General features: G+C 62.3%; 20 protein-coding genes and 1 tRNA gene. 10 read left to right on the forward strand and 11 right to left on the reverse strand.

Going from position 1 to position 19,502, the window contains the following annotated elements:
• Positions 1–1,445: aldehyde dehydrogenase (gene adh, locus RTX98_RS05650; protein WP_312795196.1), on the forward strand; the 1,445-nt coding region annotated here is incomplete at its 5' end.
• Positions 1,446–1,501: 56 nt separating this feature from the next.
• Positions 1,502–1,852 (forward strand): DUF779 domain-containing protein, encoded by a 351-nt coding sequence (locus tag RTX98_RS05655; RefSeq protein WP_312795197.1) that lies wholly within the window; start codon positions 1,502–1,504, stop codon positions 1,850–1,852.
• Between the two features lie 51 nt (positions 1,853–1,903).
• Here the strand turns inward: RTX98_RS05655 and RTX98_RS05660 are convergent, their stop codons facing one another.
• Positions 1,904–2,623 carry an SH3 domain-containing protein gene (locus RTX98_RS05660; protein WP_189503758.1) on the reverse strand — a complete coding sequence of 240 codons (720 nt, stop codon included), beginning with the start codon at positions 2,621–2,623 and terminating at the stop codon, positions 1,904–1,906.
• Positions 2,624–2,835: 212 nt separating this feature from the next.
• Here RTX98_RS05660 and RTX98_RS05665 point away from each other — a divergent pair, with 212 nt between their 5' ends.
• The 5 genes from RTX98_RS05665 (at position 2,836) to RTX98_RS05685 (ending at position 6,911) form a co-directional block, all read left to right on the forward strand.
• Positions 2,836–3,234, forward strand: coding sequence for a hypothetical protein (locus RTX98_RS05665; RefSeq protein WP_312795198.1), 399 nt, complete (start codon positions 2,836–2,838; stop codon positions 3,232–3,234).
• Positions 3,235–3,372: 138 nt separating this feature from the next.
• Positions 3,373–4,809, forward strand: coding sequence for a PepSY-associated TM helix domain-containing protein (locus RTX98_RS05670; protein WP_312795199.1), 1,437 nt, complete (start codon positions 3,373–3,375; stop codon positions 4,807–4,809).
• A 115-nt stretch (positions 4,810–4,924) separates the two neighbouring features.
• Positions 4,925–5,644 (forward strand): Crp/Fnr family transcriptional regulator, encoded by a 720-nt coding sequence (locus tag RTX98_RS05675; RefSeq protein WP_312795200.1) that lies wholly within the window; start codon positions 4,925–4,927, stop codon positions 5,642–5,644.
• A gap of 106 nt (positions 5,645–5,750) precedes the next feature.
• The gene (locus RTX98_RS05680) at positions 5,751–6,071 is read left to right on the forward strand and encodes a protamine-2 (modular protein) (RefSeq protein ID WP_312795202.1); all 321 of its coding nucleotides are present in this window, start codon (positions 5,751–5,753) and stop codon (positions 6,069–6,071) included.
• Positions 6,072–6,227: 156 nt separating this feature from the next.
• A complete protein-coding gene (locus tag RTX98_RS05685; protein WP_312795244.1) occupies positions 6,228–6,911 on the forward strand; it encodes a hypothetical protein in 684 nt (227 codons plus the stop codon).
• 17 nt (positions 6,912–6,928) lie between these two features.
• On the opposite strand, the gene RTX98_RS05690 is transcribed toward RTX98_RS05685, so the two are convergent.
• Positions 6,929–7,002: transfer RNA gene (locus RTX98_RS05690), tRNA-Gly, on the reverse strand.
• A gap of 124 nt (positions 7,003–7,126) precedes the next feature.
• Here RTX98_RS05690 and RTX98_RS05695 point away from each other — a divergent pair.
• Positions 7,127–7,393 (forward strand): DUF6460 domain-containing protein, encoded by a 267-nt coding sequence (locus RTX98_RS05695; protein WP_312795203.1) that lies wholly within the window; start codon positions 7,127–7,129, stop codon positions 7,391–7,393.
• On the opposite strand, the gene RTX98_RS05700 is transcribed toward RTX98_RS05695, so the two are convergent.
• Genes RTX98_RS05700 through RTX98_RS05710 form a run of 3 tightly spaced genes read right to left on the reverse strand, consistent with a single transcriptional unit; the run spans position 7,390 to position 9,737 of the window.
• Positions 7,390–8,289: a histone deacetylase gene (locus RTX98_RS05700; protein ID WP_312795204.1), complete on the reverse strand. Its 900-nt coding sequence runs from the start codon at positions 8,287–8,289 to the stop codon at positions 7,390–7,392. The genes RTX98_RS05695 and RTX98_RS05700 overlap by 4 nt on opposite strands.
• 39 nt (positions 8,290–8,328) lie before the next feature.
• Entirely contained in the window at positions 8,329–9,396 is a 1,068-nt protein-coding gene (locus RTX98_RS05705; protein WP_312795206.1) for a quinone-dependent dihydroorotate dehydrogenase, read from the reverse strand.
• On the reverse strand, positions 9,396–9,737 hold the full coding sequence (locus RTX98_RS05710) for a DUF952 domain-containing protein (protein ID WP_312795207.1): 342 nt from the start codon (positions 9,735–9,737) through the stop codon (positions 9,396–9,398). Before RTX98_RS05710 ends, RTX98_RS05705 begins: the two co-directional genes overlap by 1 nt.
• Before the next feature lie 100 nt (positions 9,738–9,837).
• Here RTX98_RS05710 and RTX98_RS05715 point away from each other — a divergent pair, with 100 nt between their 5' ends.
• Entirely contained in the window at positions 9,838–10,245 is a 408-nt protein-coding gene (locus RTX98_RS05715; RefSeq protein ID WP_312795208.1) for a hypothetical protein, read from the forward strand.
• Positions 10,246–10,248: 3 nt separating this feature from the next.
• Here the strand turns inward: RTX98_RS05715 and RTX98_RS05720 are convergent, their stop codons facing one another.
• Positions 10,249–10,437 (reverse strand): hypothetical protein, encoded by a 189-nt coding sequence (locus RTX98_RS05720; protein WP_312795210.1) that lies wholly within the window; start codon positions 10,435–10,437, stop codon positions 10,249–10,251.
• A 413-nt stretch (positions 10,438–10,850) separates the two neighbouring features.
• On the opposite strand from RTX98_RS05720, the gene RTX98_RS05725 reads away from it, so the two are divergent.
• Positions 10,851–11,165: a DUF2934 domain-containing protein gene (locus RTX98_RS05725; protein WP_189503734.1), complete on the forward strand. Its 315-nt coding sequence runs from the start codon at positions 10,851–10,853 to the stop codon at positions 11,163–11,165.
• On the opposite strand, the gene treY is transcribed toward RTX98_RS05725, so the two are convergent.
• From treY to RTX98_RS05750, 5 genes are all read right to left on the reverse strand, one after another.
• Positions 11,162–13,651 carry a malto-oligosyltrehalose synthase gene (gene treY, locus RTX98_RS05730; RefSeq protein ID WP_312795246.1) on the reverse strand — a complete coding sequence of 830 codons (2,490 nt, stop codon included), beginning with the start codon at positions 13,649–13,651 and terminating at the stop codon, positions 11,162–11,164. The genes RTX98_RS05725 and treY overlap by 4 nt on opposite strands.
• Positions 13,648–15,540, reverse strand: a complete 1,893-nt coding sequence (gene malQ, locus RTX98_RS05735; RefSeq protein ID WP_312795211.1) for a 4-alpha-glucanotransferase — start codon at positions 15,538–15,540, stop codon at positions 13,648–13,650. The genes treY and malQ overlap by 4 nt, the downstream gene beginning before the upstream one ends.
• A 15-nt stretch (positions 15,541–15,555) precedes the next feature.
• Positions 15,556–17,355 (reverse strand): malto-oligosyltrehalose trehalohydrolase, encoded by a 1,800-nt coding sequence (gene treZ, locus RTX98_RS05740; protein ID WP_312795212.1) that lies wholly within the window; start codon positions 17,353–17,355, stop codon positions 15,556–15,558.
• A complete protein-coding gene (glgX, locus tag RTX98_RS05745; RefSeq protein WP_312795213.1) occupies positions 17,352–19,439 on the reverse strand; it encodes a glycogen debranching protein GlgX in 2,088 nt (695 codons plus the stop codon). The genes treZ and glgX overlap by 4 nt, the downstream gene beginning before the upstream one ends.
• Before the next feature lie 9 nt (positions 19,440–19,448).
• A partial coding sequence (locus tag RTX98_RS05750; protein WP_312795247.1) for a hypothetical protein occupies positions 19,449–19,502 on the reverse strand: 54 nt, incomplete at its 5' end.

Raw genomic sequence — 19,502 nt, forward strand, 5'->3', positions numbered from 1 at the left:
AATGGGTCGCGCCGAAATCCGGTCGTTACTTCGAAAACATCTCGCCGGTGACAGGCCGTCCGCTCGGCGAAGTCGCGCGCTCCGAAGCCGCCGACGTGGAAGCCGCGCTCGATGCCGCCCACAAGGCAAAGGATGCCTGGGGCCGCACCAGCCCGCAGGAACGCGCCAGCGCGCTGCTCAAGATCGCCGACCGTATGGAAGAAAATCTCGACCTGCTGGCGCTGGCCGAGACCTGGGACAACGGCAAGCCGATCCGTGAAACGACGGCCGCCGACGTGCCGCTGGCGATCGATCATTTCCGTTACTTTGCCGGCGTACTAAGGTCGCAGGAAGGCGGCATTTCCGAGATCGACCACGACACGGTTGCCTACCACTTCCATGAGCCGCTCGGCGTTGTCGGCCAGATCATTCCCTGGAACTTCCCGCTGCTGATGGCCTGCTGGAAGCTGGCGCCCGCCCTTGCCGCCGGCAACTGCGTGGTGCTGAAGCCGGCCGAACAAACGCCGGCGACCATCATGCTTTGGGCCGACCTGATCGGCGATCTTCTGCCGGCCGGCGTGCTCAACATCGTCAACGGTTTCGGCCTTGAGGCCGGCAAGCCGCTAGCGTCGTCGAACCGTATCGCCAAAATTGCCTTTACCGGCGAAACCTCGACCGGCCGGCTGATCATGCAATATGCCAGCCAGAACCTCATTCCGGTGACGCTGGAACTCGGCGGCAAGTCGCCCAACATCTTCTTTGAAGACACCGCAGCCGATGACGACGACTTCCTCGACAAGGCGATCGAAGGCTTTGTGATGTTTGCGCTGAACCAGGGCGAGGTCTGCACCTGCCCGAGCCGCGCGCTCGTGCATGAGAAGATCTACGACAAGTTCATCGAAAAGGCCCTGAAGCGCGTCGATGCCATCGTGCAGGGCGACCCGCTCGATCCCGCCACCATGCTTGGCGCGCAGGCCTCCCAAGAGCAGCTCGACAAGATCCTCGGCTATTTCGACATCGGCCGCCAGGAAGGGGCGGAAGTGCTGACGGGTGGCGAGCGCGCCAATCTCGAAGGCGATCTGGCCGGCGGTTATTACGTCAAGCCGACGGTCTTCAAAGGTCACAACAAGATGCGCGTGTTCCAGGAGGAAATCTTCGGGCCGGTGGTGTCGGTCACGACCTTCAAGGATGACGAGGAAGCACTGTCGATCGCCAATGACACGCTGTACGGTCTTGGCGCCGGCATCTGGACCCGCGACGGCACGCGCGCTTACCGATTCGGCCGCGCCATTCATGCGGGTCGTGTGTGGACCAACTGCTATCATGCCTATCCCGCCCATGCGGCCTTCGGCGGCTACAAGCAGTCCGGCATTGGGCGCGAAACGCACAAGATGATGCTCGATCACTACCAGCAAACCAAGAACATGCTGGTGTCTTACAGCCCGAAGAAGCTCGGCTTCTTCTGAGCGATACGCGCATGGGCGACGTCTTTCCGGCGTCGCCTGTTCTTGGAAGGAGATCGATGCCGGCACCCACCTCGCTCAACAAGGTTTCGGCCGCGCCCGCTGCAAGACAGCTGTTGGCCGAGATCATCGCCGATCATGGCCCGGTGCTATTTCACCAGTCCGGCGGCTGCTGCGATGGATCTTCGCCGATGTGTTATGCGCGGAGCGAGTTCCTGATCGGCGACCATGATGTGCTTCTGGGCGAGATCGACGGCACGCCGTTCTATATCGGAGCGGCAAACTACGAAGTGTGGAAGAACAGCGACCTCATCATAGACGTGGTGCCCGGCCGCGGCGGCATGTTCTCGTTGGACAATGGCCGGGAAAAGCGCTTCCTGACGCGGTCGACAGTCTGCGCGGCTTCTTAGAGGAAGCCTCGGGCAAAGAAAAAGGCGGTACCGAAGTCCCGCCTTTTTTGCTTACTGCTTGAAGCGATCCTGCTCATATCTGCGGATCACGCGTTCTCCGCCACCATCGGGACGACGATCTTCACCGCGATCGACACGTTCATCGCGCGGCTCGGGGCGACGGTCGGGGCCAGGGCCACGATCATCCCGGCGCTCGTCGCGGCCACGGTCTTCGCCGCGATCCCGGCGCTCATCCCAGCCGGCGCGACGGTCGCGATCGTCACGACGGTCTTCCCAGTCACCACGACGCTCGCGGCGGTCTTCCCAATCTTCCCGGCGGTCCCGGCGATCGCGCCAATCATCGCGCGGCGGGCGCGGACGGTCCCATCCGCCCCGGCGATCCCAACGGTCGCGGTCGCGATAGAAGGAGCGGCCGCGATAATGGTCATCCCAGTAGCTGCCTACAGAGAAGCCGATGGTCGGTGCGCCGATATAGCCGACGACGCGTTCGCCGGTGTAACGGCGGCCGTTCTGGACGTAAGCGAGATAATTGGACGACATCCAGCCGCGCTGCGGGCCATAAGACACGTCGCACCAGGAGCGATTGCTGAGGCAGCCGTAAACGCGCACGCTGTAGCCGGCCTGAACGATGTTGACGGCGGGATACTCGGTGGACGGACCCGCGCGCAGATTGACGTTCGTGGTCGCGATGGCCGTGGAAGCCGCCGATGCGATGCCGGGGAGACCCGCGGCCACAACCAAGGCAGCCGCACCCAAGATCTTCTTATTCATAGGTACCTCTTTCGTATTGGCCGCAAACCAACTGGCTGCGCTTTGGTTCCTTCTACCCAACAGCATCTAAGCCGAAGCTGAATGCCTGGGTCAGGTTCCGTTCATCTGGTGCGGCTTGCCTTTCAATGCAAACGATCGAGTAACTGCGCAAATTGGTTGCGCCCGGACAATGACAAACCGCGCGCCATCTGCGATCACAGGATATGCGAGGGATGAGGCAGCTTCTGGATGATCGTTGGGCGGGCGGCATGGCTGCTGCGCTGACGGCGGCGTTCGTCCTCGTGCAGGTGCTGCTTTCTGCCTTTCTATGCGCTTCCAACGTGCTGGTCAGCAGCGAGCGCACCACCGTTATCTGTCACGGAACAAGCACAACCACGATTGTATCGCATCACGACGGCGAGCCGCCTTCGCCGCTCGATCATGCTTGTCCCTGCGGCACGCTTTGCGGTGTCGGGGTGGCCGTGCTGGCACCGATCCCCGCAGATGCGGGGATCTATGCCTGGACCAATGCGGTCGACATCGATTTCATCGGCAATCCCGGCGAACGCCTCGTTCTCCGTTTCTCCGGCGCGCCGCCGTTTCCCACGGGCCCGCCGTCTTTATCCGCCTGACGTTCCCCATTCTTGATCGTTCATCCGGAGACCATCCATGTCCCACTTCATTGTGCGGGCGCTGTGCGAGGCCGTGTGCCTGCAAGCGTTCAACCAGGCAGGCCTATGCAGCCCATTCTTCCACAACGGAGCGCAGCCATGAGCCTCGCTTCGTCTCACACCACCGGCCATGCAACCGGCGTGGCGCCGCATGCGGTTCCGCAACACGGTTCGAGTTTTAAGGCGTTCATCTCGCGCTTTCACTTCTATGTCGGCCTGTTCGTTGGTCCCTTCCTGATCGTCGCGGCTGTTACCGGCACGCTCTATGCCCTGACCCCGCAGATCGAGTCCTGGCTTTATCGCGAGCAGCTGACGACAACCTCGACCGGCGAGCCGCAGCCTCTGGCAGCGCAGGTGCAGGCCGCGCGGACCTATATCGGCGACGCGCCAACCTTGTCGGCCGTGCGCCCTACAACCGGACCCGGCATGACCACGCGGGTGATGTTTTCGGATCCAGCACTTGGCGCTTCCGAAAGCCGGGCGATCTTCGTCGATCCGGTGACCCTCGACATCAAGGGCAATCTGATCGCTTACGGAACCAGCGGCATCCTGCCGTTCCGCACCACACTCGATTACCTGCATCGCAGCATCATGCTCGGCGATCTCGGCCGTGCCTATAGCGAGCTTGCCGCGTCCTGGCTGTGGATCCTGACGCTGGGCGGCGTGCTGTTGTGGCTGTGGCGCTCCACCGGAAAGCTCGCCAGGCAGCAACCGGCCAACAAGAGCCTGCAACTGCATCATAAACACGGCATCATCGGCGTCGTGCTGTCGCTCGGCCTCCTTTTCCTGTCTGCAACCGGTTTGACCTGGTCGCAATGGGCCGGAGCGCGGATCGACGATCTGCGCAACACGATGGGTTGGATCACGCCAACGGTTTCCACATCGCTTGAAGGCGCGCTGAGCGACACCGGCGGCGAGCATGCTGAACACAATGCGGCAGCGTTGGGCGGCCACGCTCACCATCATACGCCTGGGATGGTGATGCCGCCTGACGATCCTTCCGCCAGACTGGATGAGGTGCTGGCTGCCGCAAAGGCGGGCGGCATCGACTCGCCCATGCTGGAAATCAAGGTGCCGAAGCCCGGTTCAGCCTGGGTCGTGCGGGAATATGATCGCGCGTGGCCGACGCAGGTCGACACGGTCGCGATCAATCCGGACACGATGGCGGTAACGAGCCGTGCAGACTTCGTGACGTTCCCGATCAGCGCCAAGCTCGTGCAATGGGGCATCGCGGCCCATATGGGTCTCCTGTTCGGCATCGTGAACCAGTTGGCACTTGCCGTGCTCGGCATCAGCCTTGTTGCCGTGGTGATCTACGGTTACGGCATCTGGTGGCGGCACCGGCCCAAGCCTGGCGCTCTGCCGCATACGCTCGTGCAAAGCTGGCTTCGGCTGCACATCGCCTGGAAAGCCATCATGCTGGTGACGGTGGTGGCCCTTGGCTGGGCGCTGCCCGTTCTAGGTGTCAGTGTCGTCGCGTTTGTTCTGGTTGATATTCTCCGTTGGCGGTTGGCTCAGCCACCGGCTGCCGCCTGACCACACCCATGCTGCGCGTGGGCCAAGCCAAGCCGCGCGCAGCTCCTTTGATGAGGCAAGCTTTTCATTTTGGAACGCTGGCTTACAGTGTGCATTCGGCTCTGAGGGGGACAGAATGCCACATCCACTCATCACCTATCTTCAGCGGCGAGACAGCCTGTCCGATGAAGAGAAATCCGTGCTCGAACGGATGACCCATCGCCAGGAAACCATCGCAGTGCGGACCCCCATTGTCCGGCAAGGCAGCCGGCCGACGCAGAGCTGTGTTCTGTTGCAAGGCATCGCCTTTCGCGAGCATCTGCTGCGAAGCGGCAAGCGGATGATCAGCGCCGTCCATATTGCCGGCGATTTCTTGGATCTGAACGGCATGCTCCTAGCCAAGATGGATCATGGCGTACGGGCCGCAAGCAACTGCATCGTCGCCTGGATCCCGCATGGCGAGATCATCCGACTAAGCGAAACCCATCCGCATCTCGGACGACTGTTGTGGATGACAACCGTGACGGACGCCGCGCTGACACGTGCGGCTGTCTCGGTCGTGGGACGTCTGCCTCCACCGGCCAAGCTGGCGCATATGGCCTGTGAGCTTTACCTTCGCATGTCCGAAGTGGGTCTAGCCAAGAACTGGTCGTTCGATCTGGCCATCACCCAGCTCGACCTGGCCGACATGTTCGGCCTCTCGACCGTCCACCTCAACCGCAGCATGCAAACTCTGCGCGCCACGAACGCCATATCGTGGGATGGGTCGCGGGTGGTGATCCACGATTGGCGCAAGTTGACCGATATCGGCGAATTTGACCCGACCTATCTGAACCTGGAGCCGAAGCCGCGGTGAGGCGTGCCACATTCGTCCACCTGCATTTTTGGGTGATCGTTCAGGAACTAGTCATCAGGGTCCCTTATGATCGGCCTTCCCAAAGAACACAGAAATGGAGGTTCCCATGGACAGACGACATTTCCTCACTGGCTTGCTCGGTCTTGCCGGCGCTGTTGCGGTTGCAAAGGTCGTTGGCCCAACTGAAGCCGACGCAGCTGTTGTAAAGCCGAGCGGCATCCTCGATGACCTGGACGCTTCGACGCCCGAGGTCACGGAAGTCCGCGATCACCGCGACCTTCGCCGTCATGATCGTCGTGGGCATGGTCGTCGTCACGACCGTCGTGGCCGTCGCCGCAGGGTGTCGCGTCAGGTTTGCCGCCGCGTTCGGCATCACGGACGCTGGGAACGCCGCTGCCGTCGCGAGCGCGTCTGGATCGGCTATTAAGGCCAACAAGAAACCCCGGTCATCGTACCGGGGTTTTTCTTTCAGGCGACGATCTCGCGGGTAAGCGTTAGACAGACGGTGCCCGATTCCTTCGGGCCGACCAAGCGAGGGCCCTCTTTGCGCAGTTTCGATTTCAGCTCCTGGCAAAGCGTCTTGATGACGCTGATCGGCCTCGCTTTGTTTACGCTCATCAGCATGGGCATTCGCTTGCTGATGATGTTCACGGTGCAGCGCCGCCGCGAACGCTTCAACCGGCAGATCAACGAACGTCTGCGGACGCTGATTGCAGCCTACAAGACGCTGGGCGGCTCGTTTACCGGCGACCTGAGCGTGAACCCCGCCCATCGCCGCGACCTGCGTGTTCCAGAAACGATCGACCCCGCCATCGACTCGGAAGGTGTCGCAACAACACCAGGTGAAAACGGGAATGCCGACTGGGATCGCCCCCGCCGCATCCGCGATGCCGTAGAGGCCACGCTGTCGGACATCATCCTGCTCGGCACGGAAGAGCAGGTTCGCCTCGCCGAGCGCGCCGTACGCGACCTGGTTGCCGGCCGAACCGTCCATACGCACGAGCTGGTCATCTCGCTGCGCGACTTCATCCGCGATGCACTCGATCTGGCGCCGATTCCTTCAGATTTGCAGATCCCCGCGCAAGGGCCTGTGCGCCCATCGAGTTCAGGCGGCGGTCGTGGCAAGGGTGAGCGCGGCGGTGAAGGATCGCGCGGGAGTGGAGGTGACGGCGAAGGTGGTGGTATGGGTGGCGGCGGAATGGGAGGCGGCTTCGGTATGGGCGGCAATGCCGATCCGCATCCGTCCGATTCAAAATCGGGCGCTTAGCCAGTTGTTCAGGAAGTTGGAGCGGGTAGCGGGAATCGAACCCGCGCGTTCAGCTTGGGAAGCTGACAAGCTACCATTACATCATACCCGCACAACGATAGCGGTAGCATGAGGCAGGCTTGCCCGCAATCAGCTGCGTGCTGCCTTGATCCCGCCGGACTGGCTTTGTATGCGGCTTATCCAAGACCAAGTCCGATGATGGAGTGGATCAGGCAATGTCAGGCGGCGTGACGCGGTTTCTGGGTGACAGCCCCTTTCGCGTTTTGATCAAGCTGATCGTCGTGTCGCTCCTGGTGGGCATGGTCCTGGCTTTCCTGGACTGGAGCCCGTGGGACGTCTTCTACTGGTTCGCCGACACGTTCCGGGCGATCTGGGATTTCACCTTCTCGACCTTTGACCGCTTCACGAGCTACCTGCTTCTGGGCGCTGCGATTGTGGTGCCGGTGTTTCTGCTTCTGCGCCTGCTGAATTACCGCCGCTAGGCGAAGTAGGCTGCCGTTTCGAACAGGATGGCGTGGCGGGCAGCCACCGCTTCCACGTCGCGCGAATAGCCGCCGCCGATCACGCCGCAGAGCGGAATGCCGGCTGAACGTACCGTGTCGATCACGAAACGATCGCGGGCCCGCAAGCCGTCATCCGTCAGGCAAAGTCGCCCCAGCCGGTCATCGCGATGCGGATCGACGCCCGCATTATAGAAAACGAGGTCGGGCTGCTGGTGGAGCAGACCGGGAAGATACTCAGCCAGGATGTCGAGATAGGCGCCGTCGTCCAGCGCGTCGTCGAGCGGGACATCGAGGTCGGACACGGCCTTCTGCATGGGATAGTTGCGCGCGCCATGCATGGAAAAGGTGAAAGCACGCCGCTCGCCGGCAAGAATGTCCGCCGTTCCGTCGCCCTGATGCACGTCGAGATCAACGATCAGGATGCGGTGCACCTCGTGGCTGGCAAGCAGAGCGAGGCTGGCGACCGCGACATCGTTGAGGGTGCAGAAGCCCGCGCCCTGGGCTTGACGTGCATGATGACTGCCGCCGGCCGCATTACAGGCGATGCCGCTTTCCAATGCGATCCGTGCTGCCACCAGCGTGCCGGCCGTGGCGAGTTGAGCGCGGCGCGAAACGCGTTCGCTGACTGGAAAGCCGATGTCGCGCTCGATCGCGGGCGGTACGGCGCAGGCTACGACCTGATCGATATAGGCTGGGCTATGAGCAAGCTTCAGCAGCGAGGGATGCAGCAGGTCTGGCTGGTGCAGATTACCTCCGCCCACCAGCCCACGCGCTTCGAGCACACGCATGAGCGCGCTGTATTTGCCCATCGGAAAGCGATGGGCCGGGTCGAACTTCGCGTCGTAATCGGGATGGTGGATAATCGGCAGGCGCATCGGCGGTGAGATAGGGCTGCAACGGCTGCAGCCCAAGCTTCAAGCCGTGCGCTTGGCCCATTCCTCGGTGCCGCTGTCCCGCAACGCGCTAAGCTGCGTCAGCCCAAGCTTGGTTGCATGCTCAGACAAGCCGCGAAGGATGCGGCCGGGCAGCGACGGCCCGCCATAGATCATGCCGGTATAGACCTGAACGAGATCGGCGCCGGCTCGGATCTTCTGGATCGCAGTGTCCACAGACTCGACACCGCCGACGCCGATCAGCGCCATGGCAGGACCGACGCGCTGGCGCATCTTGGCCAGGATCACGGTGGACGGCACAAACAAGGGACGCCCGGACAAACCGCCGGTCTCCTTGCTCTGATGATCGGCCAAAGGCGGGCGGGCGATCGTGGTGTTGGAGACGATCAGCCCCTCAATGCCGCTTTTTAGTACCGCTTCGGCGATGGCATCCAGCGCGAGATCGTCCAGATCCGGCGCGATCTTCAGGAAGATCGGCGGCTTTGCATTTTGCCGCGTGCGTTCCTCGCAGACCACATCGAGCAACTGTGCCAGCGCTTCCGGGTCCTGCAAACCGCGCAAACCGGGCGTGTTGGGCGAGGAGATGTTGACGGTGATGTAGGATGCGAGATCGGCGAAACGCGCGACGCCCAGCCGGTAATCACCCATGCGGTCGGCGCTATCCTTGTTGGCACCGATATTGACGCCGAGGATGCCCTTGCGCGCGCGACGGCTGAGGCGGGCATAAGCTGCGTCATGGCCCTCATTGTTGAAGCCGAGCCGATTGATGACCGCATCGTCCTTCACCAGCCGGAAGATGCGCGGTTTTGGGTTGCCGCTTTGCGGCTTGGGTGTGATCGTACCCACTTCGGCAAAGCCATAGCCGAGCTTTAGAAGCGCATCCGGCACTTCAGCATTCTTGTCGAAGCCGGCGGCCATGCCGAGTGGGTTCGGAAAGGACAGGCCGGCAACCGTGGTCTTCAGGCGGCTGTCATTAACCGTGCAGACTGGGACAAGGCCGGTTTTTAGGCCGGCGATGGAAAGCCCGTGTGCGGTTTCGGGATCGAGGCGGAACAAGGTGCTTCGGCCAAGCGCGAACAGGTCGATCATCAGGCGTCCAGATCAGGGAAGGCGTGGGTTCCGTCTTCGTTGGCGGGCAGGGGCTTGACCCACAACACGGCAGACAGCAGCAGCGGCGCGTAAAGATGCGGGAAAAGCGCGCCGCCTCGCGAGGGTTCGTAGCGCAAGTCCGCACCCAGCGCGTCTTCATCGATGGCGACGAGCAGCAGATCGTTTTGGCCGGCAAAGTGCTTGGCAGCCGTTTCCCTGACCTGCGCGGCGGTGGAAAAGTGGATGAAGCCGTCGGCCTCATCGACCGGCGCCCCAGTAAACTGGCCAGCAGCTTCGGCCTGCTGCCAAAGCGCTCGGGGTGTGATCTTATAGATGGTCATGGCGCTGCTATAGGCCGGGCCTAACCCCAGCGAAAGCTGGGTGACGCATTTCCGGCGCAAAAAGCCGTTAGCAAAGTCCGATCGAGAAGGAGACCCTTCCATGCACAAGACTTGTCTGAGCTTCGCACTTCTCCTTGGCCTCGGGGCCACCGCACAAGCGCAGGATGCCGAAAACTTCCGGCTGGAAAAGACCGAGCAGGGCTATGTCAGGCTCAACACGCAGACCGGCGCGATGTCGATCTGCGAAGAGCGTGATGCGCAGCTGGTTTGCCGGATTGCTGCCGATGAAGCGGTCGCCGGCACGGATCAGGCAGATAGTTTGCAGGCGCGGATCGACCGGTTGGAGGCGCGCATCGCTGTCTTGGAACGCCAGCAGAAGGGGGCGAATGTCGCGGCGGACGAAGAGTTCGACAAGGGGCTGGACCGGATGGAACGCTTCTTCCGCGGCTTCATGGGCATCGTCAAAGAATTCGAGTCCGACTCCAAGACGCAGCCGGACCGAACCTGATCGTCAGATCGCTTCGACCGGCTCGTTGCTTTCCGGTTCGCGGCCAGGGAATTCGGCCGGCGCTTGATCAGGGCCGGGCGCCGGATCGGGTGTTCCCTCCGGTAATGGTGGTTCCTTTTGCGGGATCGGCTCCGGATCCGGCGGCAGGGGACCCGGCTCGGGATCGGAAATGGGGCGCTTCGGATCGCTCATATCATCCTCAGATCGGTGTCGGGCGCGGGCCTGGAACAGGAGAGGGATCCGGTGCCGGGTCCGGAATAGGACTGGGGCCGGGATGCGGACCGGGTGCTGGCTCGGGAAAAGGTTGTGGCGGTGTCGGGGTCATGGCGTCCTCCTTGTTCTTGCAAACGTCAGCTTGCCAGCGAGGTTCCCCGACAAGCGCCGCCCTGCCTGGAGGAGCCTACCGAACACGATCACAATTCTCGTGATACGAGCAAAGTGGAGCACGCGATGCTGTCTGCCCCGCGACGAAGGGCGGATCCTGCGCTATGTGCTTGAAAAGGGCATGCATGCAGCAGGTGGTCTTCGGCGATCCGGTTGCGTATCGAGCCGGCCCATTTACGTGTTAGAGCCAAGCAACTGTTGAGAATGGGAAGGGACAAACCATGAGCGACAAGGAAGACCGTATCCGCCAGCGGGCCTATGAGAAGTGGCAGAAGGAAGGTGAAAGCCATGGCTGGCATGACCGCCACTGGGCCGAAGCCGAAGCCGAAGTCAGCGCCGAGGATCAGCCCTTGGGGTCAGATGCTTCAGCAACGCCGATGATGGACGATGCTGGCATGCCAAGCGACAATGAGATCAAGAGCGATGCCGGCGCGTCGGCCGCCAGCGCTGCGGTTGCAGGCGTGGACACCAAGAAGTCGCGCGCCCCGGCTGCCGCCAAGAAGCCGGCAGCCAGGAAGACGGCGAAGTCCGCTTAAGCCGTCGTCAGCAAGGCGACGGGGCTATCCCCCAGCAAATCGGCGAGGCGCAACGTCTCGCCGATTTTCGTTTCGGCTGATGTCAGACGGTTGGTCAGGCTGCGATTGGCGAACGCCGTTGGTAGTACAACCGCCGTATCGCCCCAGTCCGCTGCACCTTCGCCGTTCAGTGCAAGTGGCAGACGGGGAACGACCACCAGGACGGCCTCATCGCCATGCGTGCGGAGATAAGCGGCTGCATGATCGCTCTTTGATCCGGTGATCTCGAGCGGTTGATAACTGCCGGACGCGAACAGATCCGGCTGAGCTGTCCGCAACGCCAAACCGGCTGCGATCAAGCGTTGCTTGCCGGTGCCGGACACGAAGGCGTCTTTCCAAGAGCTGTGTGCTTCCGCCTTAAGCGTCTGAGCCAGCTTATCAAAATCGATGGCGCGGCGGTTGTCGGGATCAACGAGGCTAAGGTCGTCACCTTCCGCGCCCTGATAGATGTCGGGGATGCCGGGGGCCGTCAGTTTGATCAGCGTCTGGGTCAAACCGTTGATGCGGCCGGCGGCGATGAAGGGCTTGAGGACAGCGTCGAAGTCGTCGTGGAAGGCGCGGTTGTCGGGCGCGAAGAGGCGTTCGGCATAGGCTTTAACCGCACTCTCATAGGCTTCGTTGGTGTCCGACCAGTCGGTGCGGCGCTTGGCTTCGCGGAGCGCCTTTTCGACGTAGGGAAGAAAGCGTTCCTTGAGAGAGGTCAGCGTTTCGGGATCGGTTTCACCAGTCCAGATGCCGGCAAGCGCTTGATAAAGCAGCCATTCCGTGTCGGGCTCGGGAGCCGGGCCGTCGTCGAACTGCTTCACGGCAACCGCATGCATGGTGCGCCAGCGGGTGACGGCTTGCGCCCACTCATCCGGTGCTTCGGAGATGGCATAGAGACGGGCGCGGGCATCTTCGCCGCGCTTGGTGTCGTGCGTGGACGTGCCAAGCAAGCCATGGGGTTGCTCGGAAACACGCGCCTTCATCTTCTCGTGGAAGCGCTCCACGGAGCCGACGGGTTCAGCAGGATCGCAGCCGACTTCGTTGAGCGCGATCAGCTTGTTGAAGCGGTAGAACAGGGTGTCTTCCACCGACTTTGCGGTGACCGGACCAGTCAATTGCTGGAAGCGAGCTGTAAATTCCGCGGCACGATCCGACGACTTGGCAGCGCCAAACAGACAATCCATGACGGCATCGACCGCCATTTCGGAGACTTGGCCGGAGGCTTTCGCATCGGCTGCGACTTGGTCGAGCAGTTGGCGATCTTCGTCGCGGATACCTTCATTGTTGATGTAGGTTCGATAGACGGGGAAGGCGACGACGATGGCGGCGATGGCATTGCGGATGGCGTCTTCGGAGAGAGCATCGCCGATCGACTCCATGGCCAGCCGCGTCAGACCCTTCAGCTCGGTTTCGAAATTTTCCGTGACCATCACTTGCTTGGCACGGCGGCGTTCGGTTTCGAGATCGACCGGTGCGCCGAGGAGATTGGCATAGGCCTTGTCGAGTTCGGCGGTCTTGGAACCGTCAGTGAGCAGGTCGGCGATGGCTGCGGTGAATTCGTAGCCGGTGGTGCCTTCGATCGGCCAGTCCTGCGCAAGGACTTCTTCACCGTTGAGGATCTTTTCGACCACGAGGTAAGTGTCGGGACCGATGGCGGCGCGGAGCTGGTCGAGATAGGCTTTCGGATCGGCAAGGCCGTCGACATGGTCGACGCGTAGGCCGTCAACTTTGCCGGAACGGACGAGTTCGAGGATCAGGCGGTGGACATCATCGAAGATGGCCGGGTCTTCGACGCGTACACCGACGAGGCCGGTGACTTCGAAGAAGCGGCGGTAGCTCAGATGCTTGCGCGCGGTTTTCCAGAAGGTCAGCTGGTGGGGCTGGCGAGCATGCAGCGCTTCAAGGAAGGCGCGGTCGCTGGAAAGCTTATCAACCGTCTCTTCCGTGATGCCGTCGATCGTGTCGGGATGGAGCGGGAAGAGGTTGTCGAAGTAAGCAAGGACCGGCTTGCCATCATCGATCTTCAGCGTGATCTCACCGTCGGCTGCGGCCTCATCGAAGGGCTTGCCAAGGGTCGGCAGCGTCAGCCGCTCGCGCCAGTCGATGTCGAAGTGCCGGGCATAGGGGCTGTCCTGGCCGAGTTCGATGACGCTCCGCCACCACGGATTGTCCAACGATGCGGCCATGTGGTTGGGCACGATGTCGAGGATGAGGCCGAAGCCTTGGTCTTTGAGGGCAGCACTCAGGCGCTCGAACCCTTCACGGCCACCGATGGCCGGATCGATCTCGTTATGGTCGGTGACGTCATAGCCATGGGTGGAGCCGGCAGCGGCCGAGAAGATCGGCGAGGCATAGACATGGCTGATGCCGAGTTTTTTCAGGTAAGGGAGGATCGCGACGGCCTTGTCGAAGGTGAAGCCTTCGCGGAATTGTAAGCGATAGGTACTGGTGGGCAGCATCAGGATTTCGGGCGCTCCGCGCGCATTACCGCGCAAATGGATTGGAAGAATGGGGCGTCGGCGAGGTCTTCGATCGAAGTCGAATTCTTCAGCCGCCAGTTGGGATAGCTGTCGACGGTGCCGGGCAGGTTGGTCGGCTTTTCCTCGCCGGTGAGATCGGCAAGGCGAACGCCGGCCAGCAGAGACGGGGTGCGCGCCACCATGCGGTGCGTCGCGACCATGATGGTTTCGGGCAATTCCGACGCCTCATCACGTGCGGCCTTTTCGGCGGCCTTGCGGTCCTTCTCGTCGAACACGCGGAACCACGACATGCCTTCGATCAGCTTGGCGCGCTCTTCCGCGCGTGTTTCGCGCTGTTCCTCGGCGGCCTCTTCGTCGATCAACCCATGTTCAAGGCGCAGATCGACATCATCACCGCGCCACCAGCCGCGCAGGGTCGGCAGATCGTGGGTGGAGAGGCAGGCAAGGGCCAGCGGCGGATAATCCTTCGGCGCGAAGAAGCCGCCTTCGTCCTTCTCGAAATAAAGGATGCGATAGGACAGGATGCGCGTGTCGCGCATGACGTCCTGAAAGCCTTCCGGCACGTAGCCGAGATCTTCGCCGATAATGACGGTGCCGTTTTCCTGCGAGACCTCGGTGAGGATCCGCAGCATGTCCTCGATGGGATAATGCAGGTACGCGCCATCGGCCGGCTTGCCGCCCTTCGGCACAAGAAAAAGCTGCCACAGCGCCATGGCATGGTCGATGCGCAAGGCACCGGCATGCCGTGTGAGCGCCTGCATGGTCTGTTTGTATTGCGCGAAATCGGTGCGGCGCATGGTGGTGGGCGAGGGCGGCGCGAGACCCCATTCCTGACCGTCGGCCGTGAAGAAGTCGGGCGGGGCGCCGATCGTCATGTCCGGCAGAACGAGGTCCAGCGTGCTCCACGTCGCGGAGCCATCCGGCGACTCGCCGACGGCGAAATCAAGGTAAAGGCCGATCCGCATGCCGGCTTCGCGGGCAGCCTTTGCGGCTTGCCCAAGCTGTGTATCGGCGAGCCATTGCAGCCAGACATGGAAGGACACGCTGTCATGTTCTTCCTGTTCAAAGGACGCGACGGCCTGCGAGCGGATGTCCTGGAACGAGCCCGGCCAGCTCGACCAGCCTGCGCCATAACCACCGGCAACCATGGAAGCCGAGAGCGCTTCAAACAGAGCATGACCGCGCAGGGGATCGCCACCTTCGCGGCGGAAGGCATCGAAGCTGTCCTTGGCGTAGCCGTCTTCGGTCGGCCAAGTGTCCTGCCAGCGATCCCAGATCAGGCGCAAGGCGGCGAGCTTGATGCGGGCGACTTCCGCATAATCAACGGCGTCGAGCGAACGCAGCGCTTCGAGATCGGCGGGATCGGCATCGGTGGTGGCAAAGCCCGGCACCTGATCCACGGCGATGTAAAGCGGGTTCAGGAACAGGCGGTTCGAGGGTGAAAATGGGCTGCAGCGCGCGGGATCGGACAGAAACTGCGTGTGCAGCGGATTGACGCCGACGAACTCCGCACCGGCTTTTGCCACCGTTTCGCTGACGGCGGCGAGATCGGCGAAGTCGCCGATACCCCAGTTGCGAGCCGAGCGCAGCTCATAAAGCATCAGCGACACGCCCCATGCGGGCTTGTCCGTCAACCAGTCGGGTAGCGCGCAGGTGCTGCCGGGAACGGCGCGCATCACCGGCGGCTTGATCGATCCGGCGGCCGCAAGGCTTGCTTCCACCTGCGGCTCGTCCTCGCAGGGGATGCCAAGTGCGGTCAGGATCGCGCGCTTGGTGTCATCGGCGATGAAGAGTTCCTCACCATCCGGCGCGGTGTGGCTCAGCCCGACGCCGTAGTGCCGGGCCAATTCGTCCAATGCGTCTGTTTTCATGAGGCGAAACTATTCTCAGCGATCATCAAGTGCGTAGAACATCGAGTACGGCGGCAGTGTTCCCGCATCCGCATTCCCGCTGGTCTCCGGTTCGGAGAACAGGATCGCGCCGATCGCTGGCGGAACCGTTGCGGTTTCACCACTGAGGTTTGCGCGGAGCGACAGGCGCTTGGTACCAAACTCCCAATCGACTACCAGAACGCCGGCATCGCCGCCGATGATCGTGCCAGATTCGCCACCGGCTTCTGCCAGAAGCGGCACGATCCTGTCCTGACGCAGCTTGAGGAGCGTCTTGTAGAAAGAAAGCCACTCGCTTCCCTCAGCCTTGCTCCAGTCGATCTTGGATCGCGTGAACGTGTCCGCCGCGTTCGGATCGGGGATCTGCTTCTGTTTTTCCTCGTCGCGGAAGGCCGCGAACTTTGCGAATTCATGGCGGCGGCCATTGCGCACGGCATCGGCCAACTCGCCATGGAAATCGGTGAAGAAGAAGAACGGGTTCGTCTCACCCCATTCCTCACCCATGAAGAGCAACGGGATATGCGGCGACAGGAGATGCACGGCGACCAGCACGCGCAGCAGCTTGTCGTCGGTCAGCGATACGAGACGCTCGCCGAGTGCGCGGTTTCCCACCTGATCGTGGTTTTGCAGGAAGTCCACGAAGGCCGTCGGCGGCAGATGCGTACTGGGTAGCCCGCGCGGTTTGTTGTCGTTATGCGGTGCCGGCTCGCCCTGATAGGCGAAGCCTTCGGCCAACGTGCGAGCGAGCTTCTGCAACGGCTCGTCGGCGAAGTCCTCGTAATAGCCGTCGGTTTCATCCGTCGCCACGACATGCGCGGCATTATGGAAGTCGTCGTTCCACTCGCCGCTATGCAGAACGATCTCGCCAGCCGGCCCACGTTCATGCAGGAGCGTGATGTTGCGATTGTCTTCGGTGGTCGTGTGGATGTGGCGATCTGGGAATCTTTCGCGGATGACCTGCGCGAGTTCAACCAACAATTCGATCTCCGAATCTGGATCCTGAACCTGATCCACGGCATCGAGACGCAGACCGTCGATGCGGAACTCGTCCAGCCAGTAGATCGCATTGTCCAGGAAGTAGGAACGGACATCCGGCTTTTCATAGGCGATCGCGCCGCCCCAGGGGGTGTGGCGCTCGGGATGGAAGAAGTCGGGCGCGAGCTTCGGGATGTAGTTCCCGTCCGGGCCGAAATGATTGTAGACCGCGTCGAGAATGACCATCAAGCCATGGCCATGCGCGGCGTCGACCAGCGCCTTCAGGTCGTCGGGCGTGCCGTAAGCGCGATGTGGTGCGTAAAGGAGCACACCGTCATAGCCCCAGCCGCGGTTGCCGCCGAACTGTGCCACCGGCAGAAGTTCGATTGCCGTGATGCCGAGCTCAACCAGATGCGGCAGCTTGTCGATGGCCGCGCGGAACGTGCCTTCATCAGTGAAGGTGCCGACATGCAGCTCGTAAAAGACGGTTTCTTCCCACGGGCGGCCCTTCCAGTCGGCGTTCTGCCACTGGTAGGCGGTCGGATTGGTCAACAGCGAGGGGCCATGAACATCGCCTTGCTGAGCGCGCGAAGCGGGGTCAGGCACCGCAAAGCCATCGGGAAACACGAAGCTATAGGCGGCTCCCGGTGCCACGCTGGATTGCTCCAGCGTGAACCAGCCGCGCTCGTCGCGCTGCATCAAAGTGTCTAGGCCATCAAGGCGCAACGAAAGCTGCTCAGACCCGGGTGCCCACACCCGAAACTGAACGCGTCCATCATCCAGCCAGACCGGCCCCCAGCGGGTGTCGGTGTCCGCCGTCATAGGGTGGTCTCCAGGAGAACCAGCGCGCGGCCTTCGACGCGGTACTGGTTACCGTTGACCTTCGCCGCACGCTTGGGCGAGGCGATGCCGGTGGCGCTGTCGATCAGCACCATCCAGCCATCCTCGAAGCCGGCCGGAATGGTGAAGTCGAGCGGCTCGTAATGGGCGTTGAAGAGGATCGCGAGACGCTCTTCCGCACCGGCCAGAAGCACCGCCATGGAGCGCGTCAGGCCATTGTCCCAATCGCCCTGTTCCATGGCTTCGCCGCTCGGGCGCAGCCAATGCACGTCCTGCGTGCCCTGATCGTCGACAGTATCGCCATGCAGGAACTTGCGCTGGCCGAGCAGAGAGCGCGTGCGGCGGATGCGGATGACGTTAGACACGAAGGTGCGGAAGGCTTCGTCGCGCTCGCTGATGCCGTCCCACTGCAGCCAGTTCAGCTCGTTGTCCTGGCAATAGGTGTTGTTATTGCCGTTCTGGGTACGACCGACTTCATCGCCCATCAGCAGCATCGGCGTGCCCTGCGACAGCAAGGTGGTGGCGACGAGGTTGCGTCGCATGCGATCGCGCAGATCGAGCACCGCCGTGTCGTCGGTCTCGCCTTCGACGCCGCAGTTCCAGCTCAAATTGTGCGAGTGGCCGTCATTGTTGTCCTCGCCATTCGCCTCATTGTGCTTCTCGTTGTAGGACACGACGTCCATCAGCGTGAAGCCGTCATGGGCGGTGACAAAGGACACGCAGGCCCAGGGCTTGCGGCCGCGCTTTTCGAACAGGTTGGATGCGCCGAGCAGGTTGGACGCGAGTTCCGGCGCCATGCCGTCGTCGCCCTTCCAGTAGGCGCGGACATTGTCGCGATACTTGTCGTTCCATTCGGCCCAGAGCGGCGCATAATTGCCGACCTGATAGCCACCCGGACCCGTATCCCACGGCTCGGCGATCATCTTCACGGCCGACAGAACCGGGTCCTGGCGGATCGCGTCGAAGAACACGGCGGATGGATCGAACTGGTCGCGGTCGCGGCCGAGCGTGGAGGCGAGATCGAAGCGGAAGCCGTCGACATGGCATTCCTGCACCCAGTAGCGCAGCGAATCCATCACCATCTGCAGCACGCGCTCGTGGCGCAGGTTGACGTTGTTGCCGCAGCCGGTGGTGTCGTAATAATAGCGCGGATCGTCGGCCAGTACGTAATAGCTGGCGTTGTCGATGCCGCGGAACGACAGCGTTGGGCCGTTCTGATTGCCTTCGGCCGTATGGTTGTAAACCACGTCGAGGATGACCTCGATGCCGGCTTCATGCAGGCGGCGAACCATGACCTTGAACTCATGAATGCCGGCGCCGGGCGAAATGTAGCGCGTGGCGGGCGCAAAGAAGCCGATCGTGTTGTAGCCCCAATAGTTCGTCAAACCACGGTCAACGAGATGGCCGTCGTTGAAGAAGGACTGCGTCGGCATCAGTTCGACGGCGGTGACCCCGAGCTTGACGAGATGGTCGACCACATCGGGATCGGCGAGACCGGCAAAGGTGCCGCGCAGCTGCGGCGGAAGCTCGGAGCGCAGGGCCGTCATGCCCTTCACATGCGCTTCATAGATCACCGTGTCCTGCCATGGCACGTTGGGGCGAATGTCGTTGCCCCAGGTGACGGCCGGATCGACCACGACGCATTTCGGCATGATCGACGCGGAATCGCGGCGGTCGAACGACAGATCGCCCCGCGCGCTGCCCATGCGATAGCCGAAAGCCGCATCGTGCCAGCGCATTTCGCCGCGCAGCTCGAGCGCGTAAGGGTCGATCAGCAGCTTGTTGGGATTGAAGCGGTGCCCGGCTTCCGGCGCGTAGGGGCCGTACACGCGGTAGCCATAGAGCTGGCCCGGACGCACATCCGGGAAATAGCCGTGGAACACTTCATGCGTGTATTCCGGCAGCGCGATACGGTCGATCTCGCGCCGGCCGTTGCTGTCGAACAGGCACAACTCGACCTTCATCGCATTGGCGGAGAACAGGGCGAAATTGGTGCCCAAACCATCCCATCGCGCACCGAGATGAGTGGGAGAACCTGGAAGTACGCGACGGCTGGCCTGCGGCATGAAAGCTCACTATTCGGGGGTCAGGAAGATGGTGGCGAGTGGCGGGATCGTCAGGCTGAGCGA

This window comes from Tianweitania sp. (assembly GCF_032053605.1).
In the GTDB taxonomy this organism is placed as follows: Bacteria; Pseudomonadota; Alphaproteobacteria; order Rhizobiales; family Rhizobiaceae; genus Tianweitania.

Bases quoted from the DNA above. Each gene is read 5' to 3' on its own strand.
- RTX98_RS05725 (WP_189503734.1), top strand. From the start codon at position 10,851: ATGAGCGACAAGGAAGACCGTATCCGCCAGCGGGCCTATGAGAAGTGG.
- RTX98_RS05685 (WP_312795244.1), top strand. From the start codon at position 6,228: ATGACGCTGATCGGCCTCGCTTTGTTTACGCTCATCAGCATGGGCATT.
- RTX98_RS05715 (WP_312795208.1), top strand. From the start codon at position 9,838: ATGCACAAGACTTGTCTGAGCTTCGCACTTCTCCTTGGCCTCGGGGCC.
- RTX98_RS05675 (WP_312795200.1), top strand. From the start codon at position 4,925: ATGCCACATCCACTCATCACCTATCTTCAGCGGCGAGACAGCCTGTCC.
- treZ (WP_312795212.1), bottom strand. From the start codon at position 17,355: ATGACGGCGGACACCGACACCCGCTGGGGGCCGGTCTGGCTGGATGAT.
- glgX (WP_312795213.1), bottom strand. From the start codon at position 19,439: ATGCCGCAGGCCAGCCGTCGCGTACTTCCAGGTTCTCCCACTCATCTC.
- RTX98_RS05670 (WP_312795199.1), top strand. From the start codon at position 3,373: ATGAGCCTCGCTTCGTCTCACACCACCGGCCATGCAACCGGCGTGGCG.
- RTX98_RS05660 (WP_189503758.1), bottom strand. From the start codon at position 2,623: ATGAATAAGAAGATCTTGGGTGCGGCTGCCTTGGTTGTGGCCGCGGGT.
- RTX98_RS05655 (WP_312795197.1), top strand. From the start codon at position 1,502: ATGCCGGCACCCACCTCGCTCAACAAGGTTTCGGCCGCGCCCGCTGCA.
- malQ (WP_312795211.1), bottom strand. From the start codon at position 15,540: ATGAAAACAGACGCATTGGACGAATTGGCCCGGCACTACGGCGTCGGG.
- RTX98_RS05680 (WP_312795202.1), top strand. From the start codon at position 5,751: ATGGACAGACGACATTTCCTCACTGGCTTGCTCGGTCTTGCCGGCGCT.
- RTX98_RS05665 (WP_312795198.1), top strand. From the start codon at position 2,836: ATGAGGCAGCTTCTGGATGATCGTTGGGCGGGCGGCATGGCTGCTGCG.
- RTX98_RS05720 (WP_312795210.1), bottom strand. From the start codon at position 10,437: ATGAGCGATCCGAAGCGCCCCATTTCCGATCCCGAGCCGGGTCCCCTG.
- RTX98_RS05705 (WP_312795206.1), bottom strand. From the start codon at position 9,396: ATGATCGACCTGTTCGCGCTTGGCCGAAGCACCTTGTTCCGCCTCGAT.
- RTX98_RS05695 (WP_312795203.1), top strand. From the start codon at position 7,127: ATGTCAGGCGGCGTGACGCGGTTTCTGGGTGACAGCCCCTTTCGCGTT.
- RTX98_RS05700 (WP_312795204.1), bottom strand. From the start codon at position 8,289: ATGCGCCTGCCGATTATCCACCATCCCGATTACGACGCGAAGTTCGAC.
- RTX98_RS05710 (WP_312795207.1), bottom strand. From the start codon at position 9,737: ATGACCATCTATAAGATCACACCCCGAGCGCTTTGGCAGCAGGCCGAA.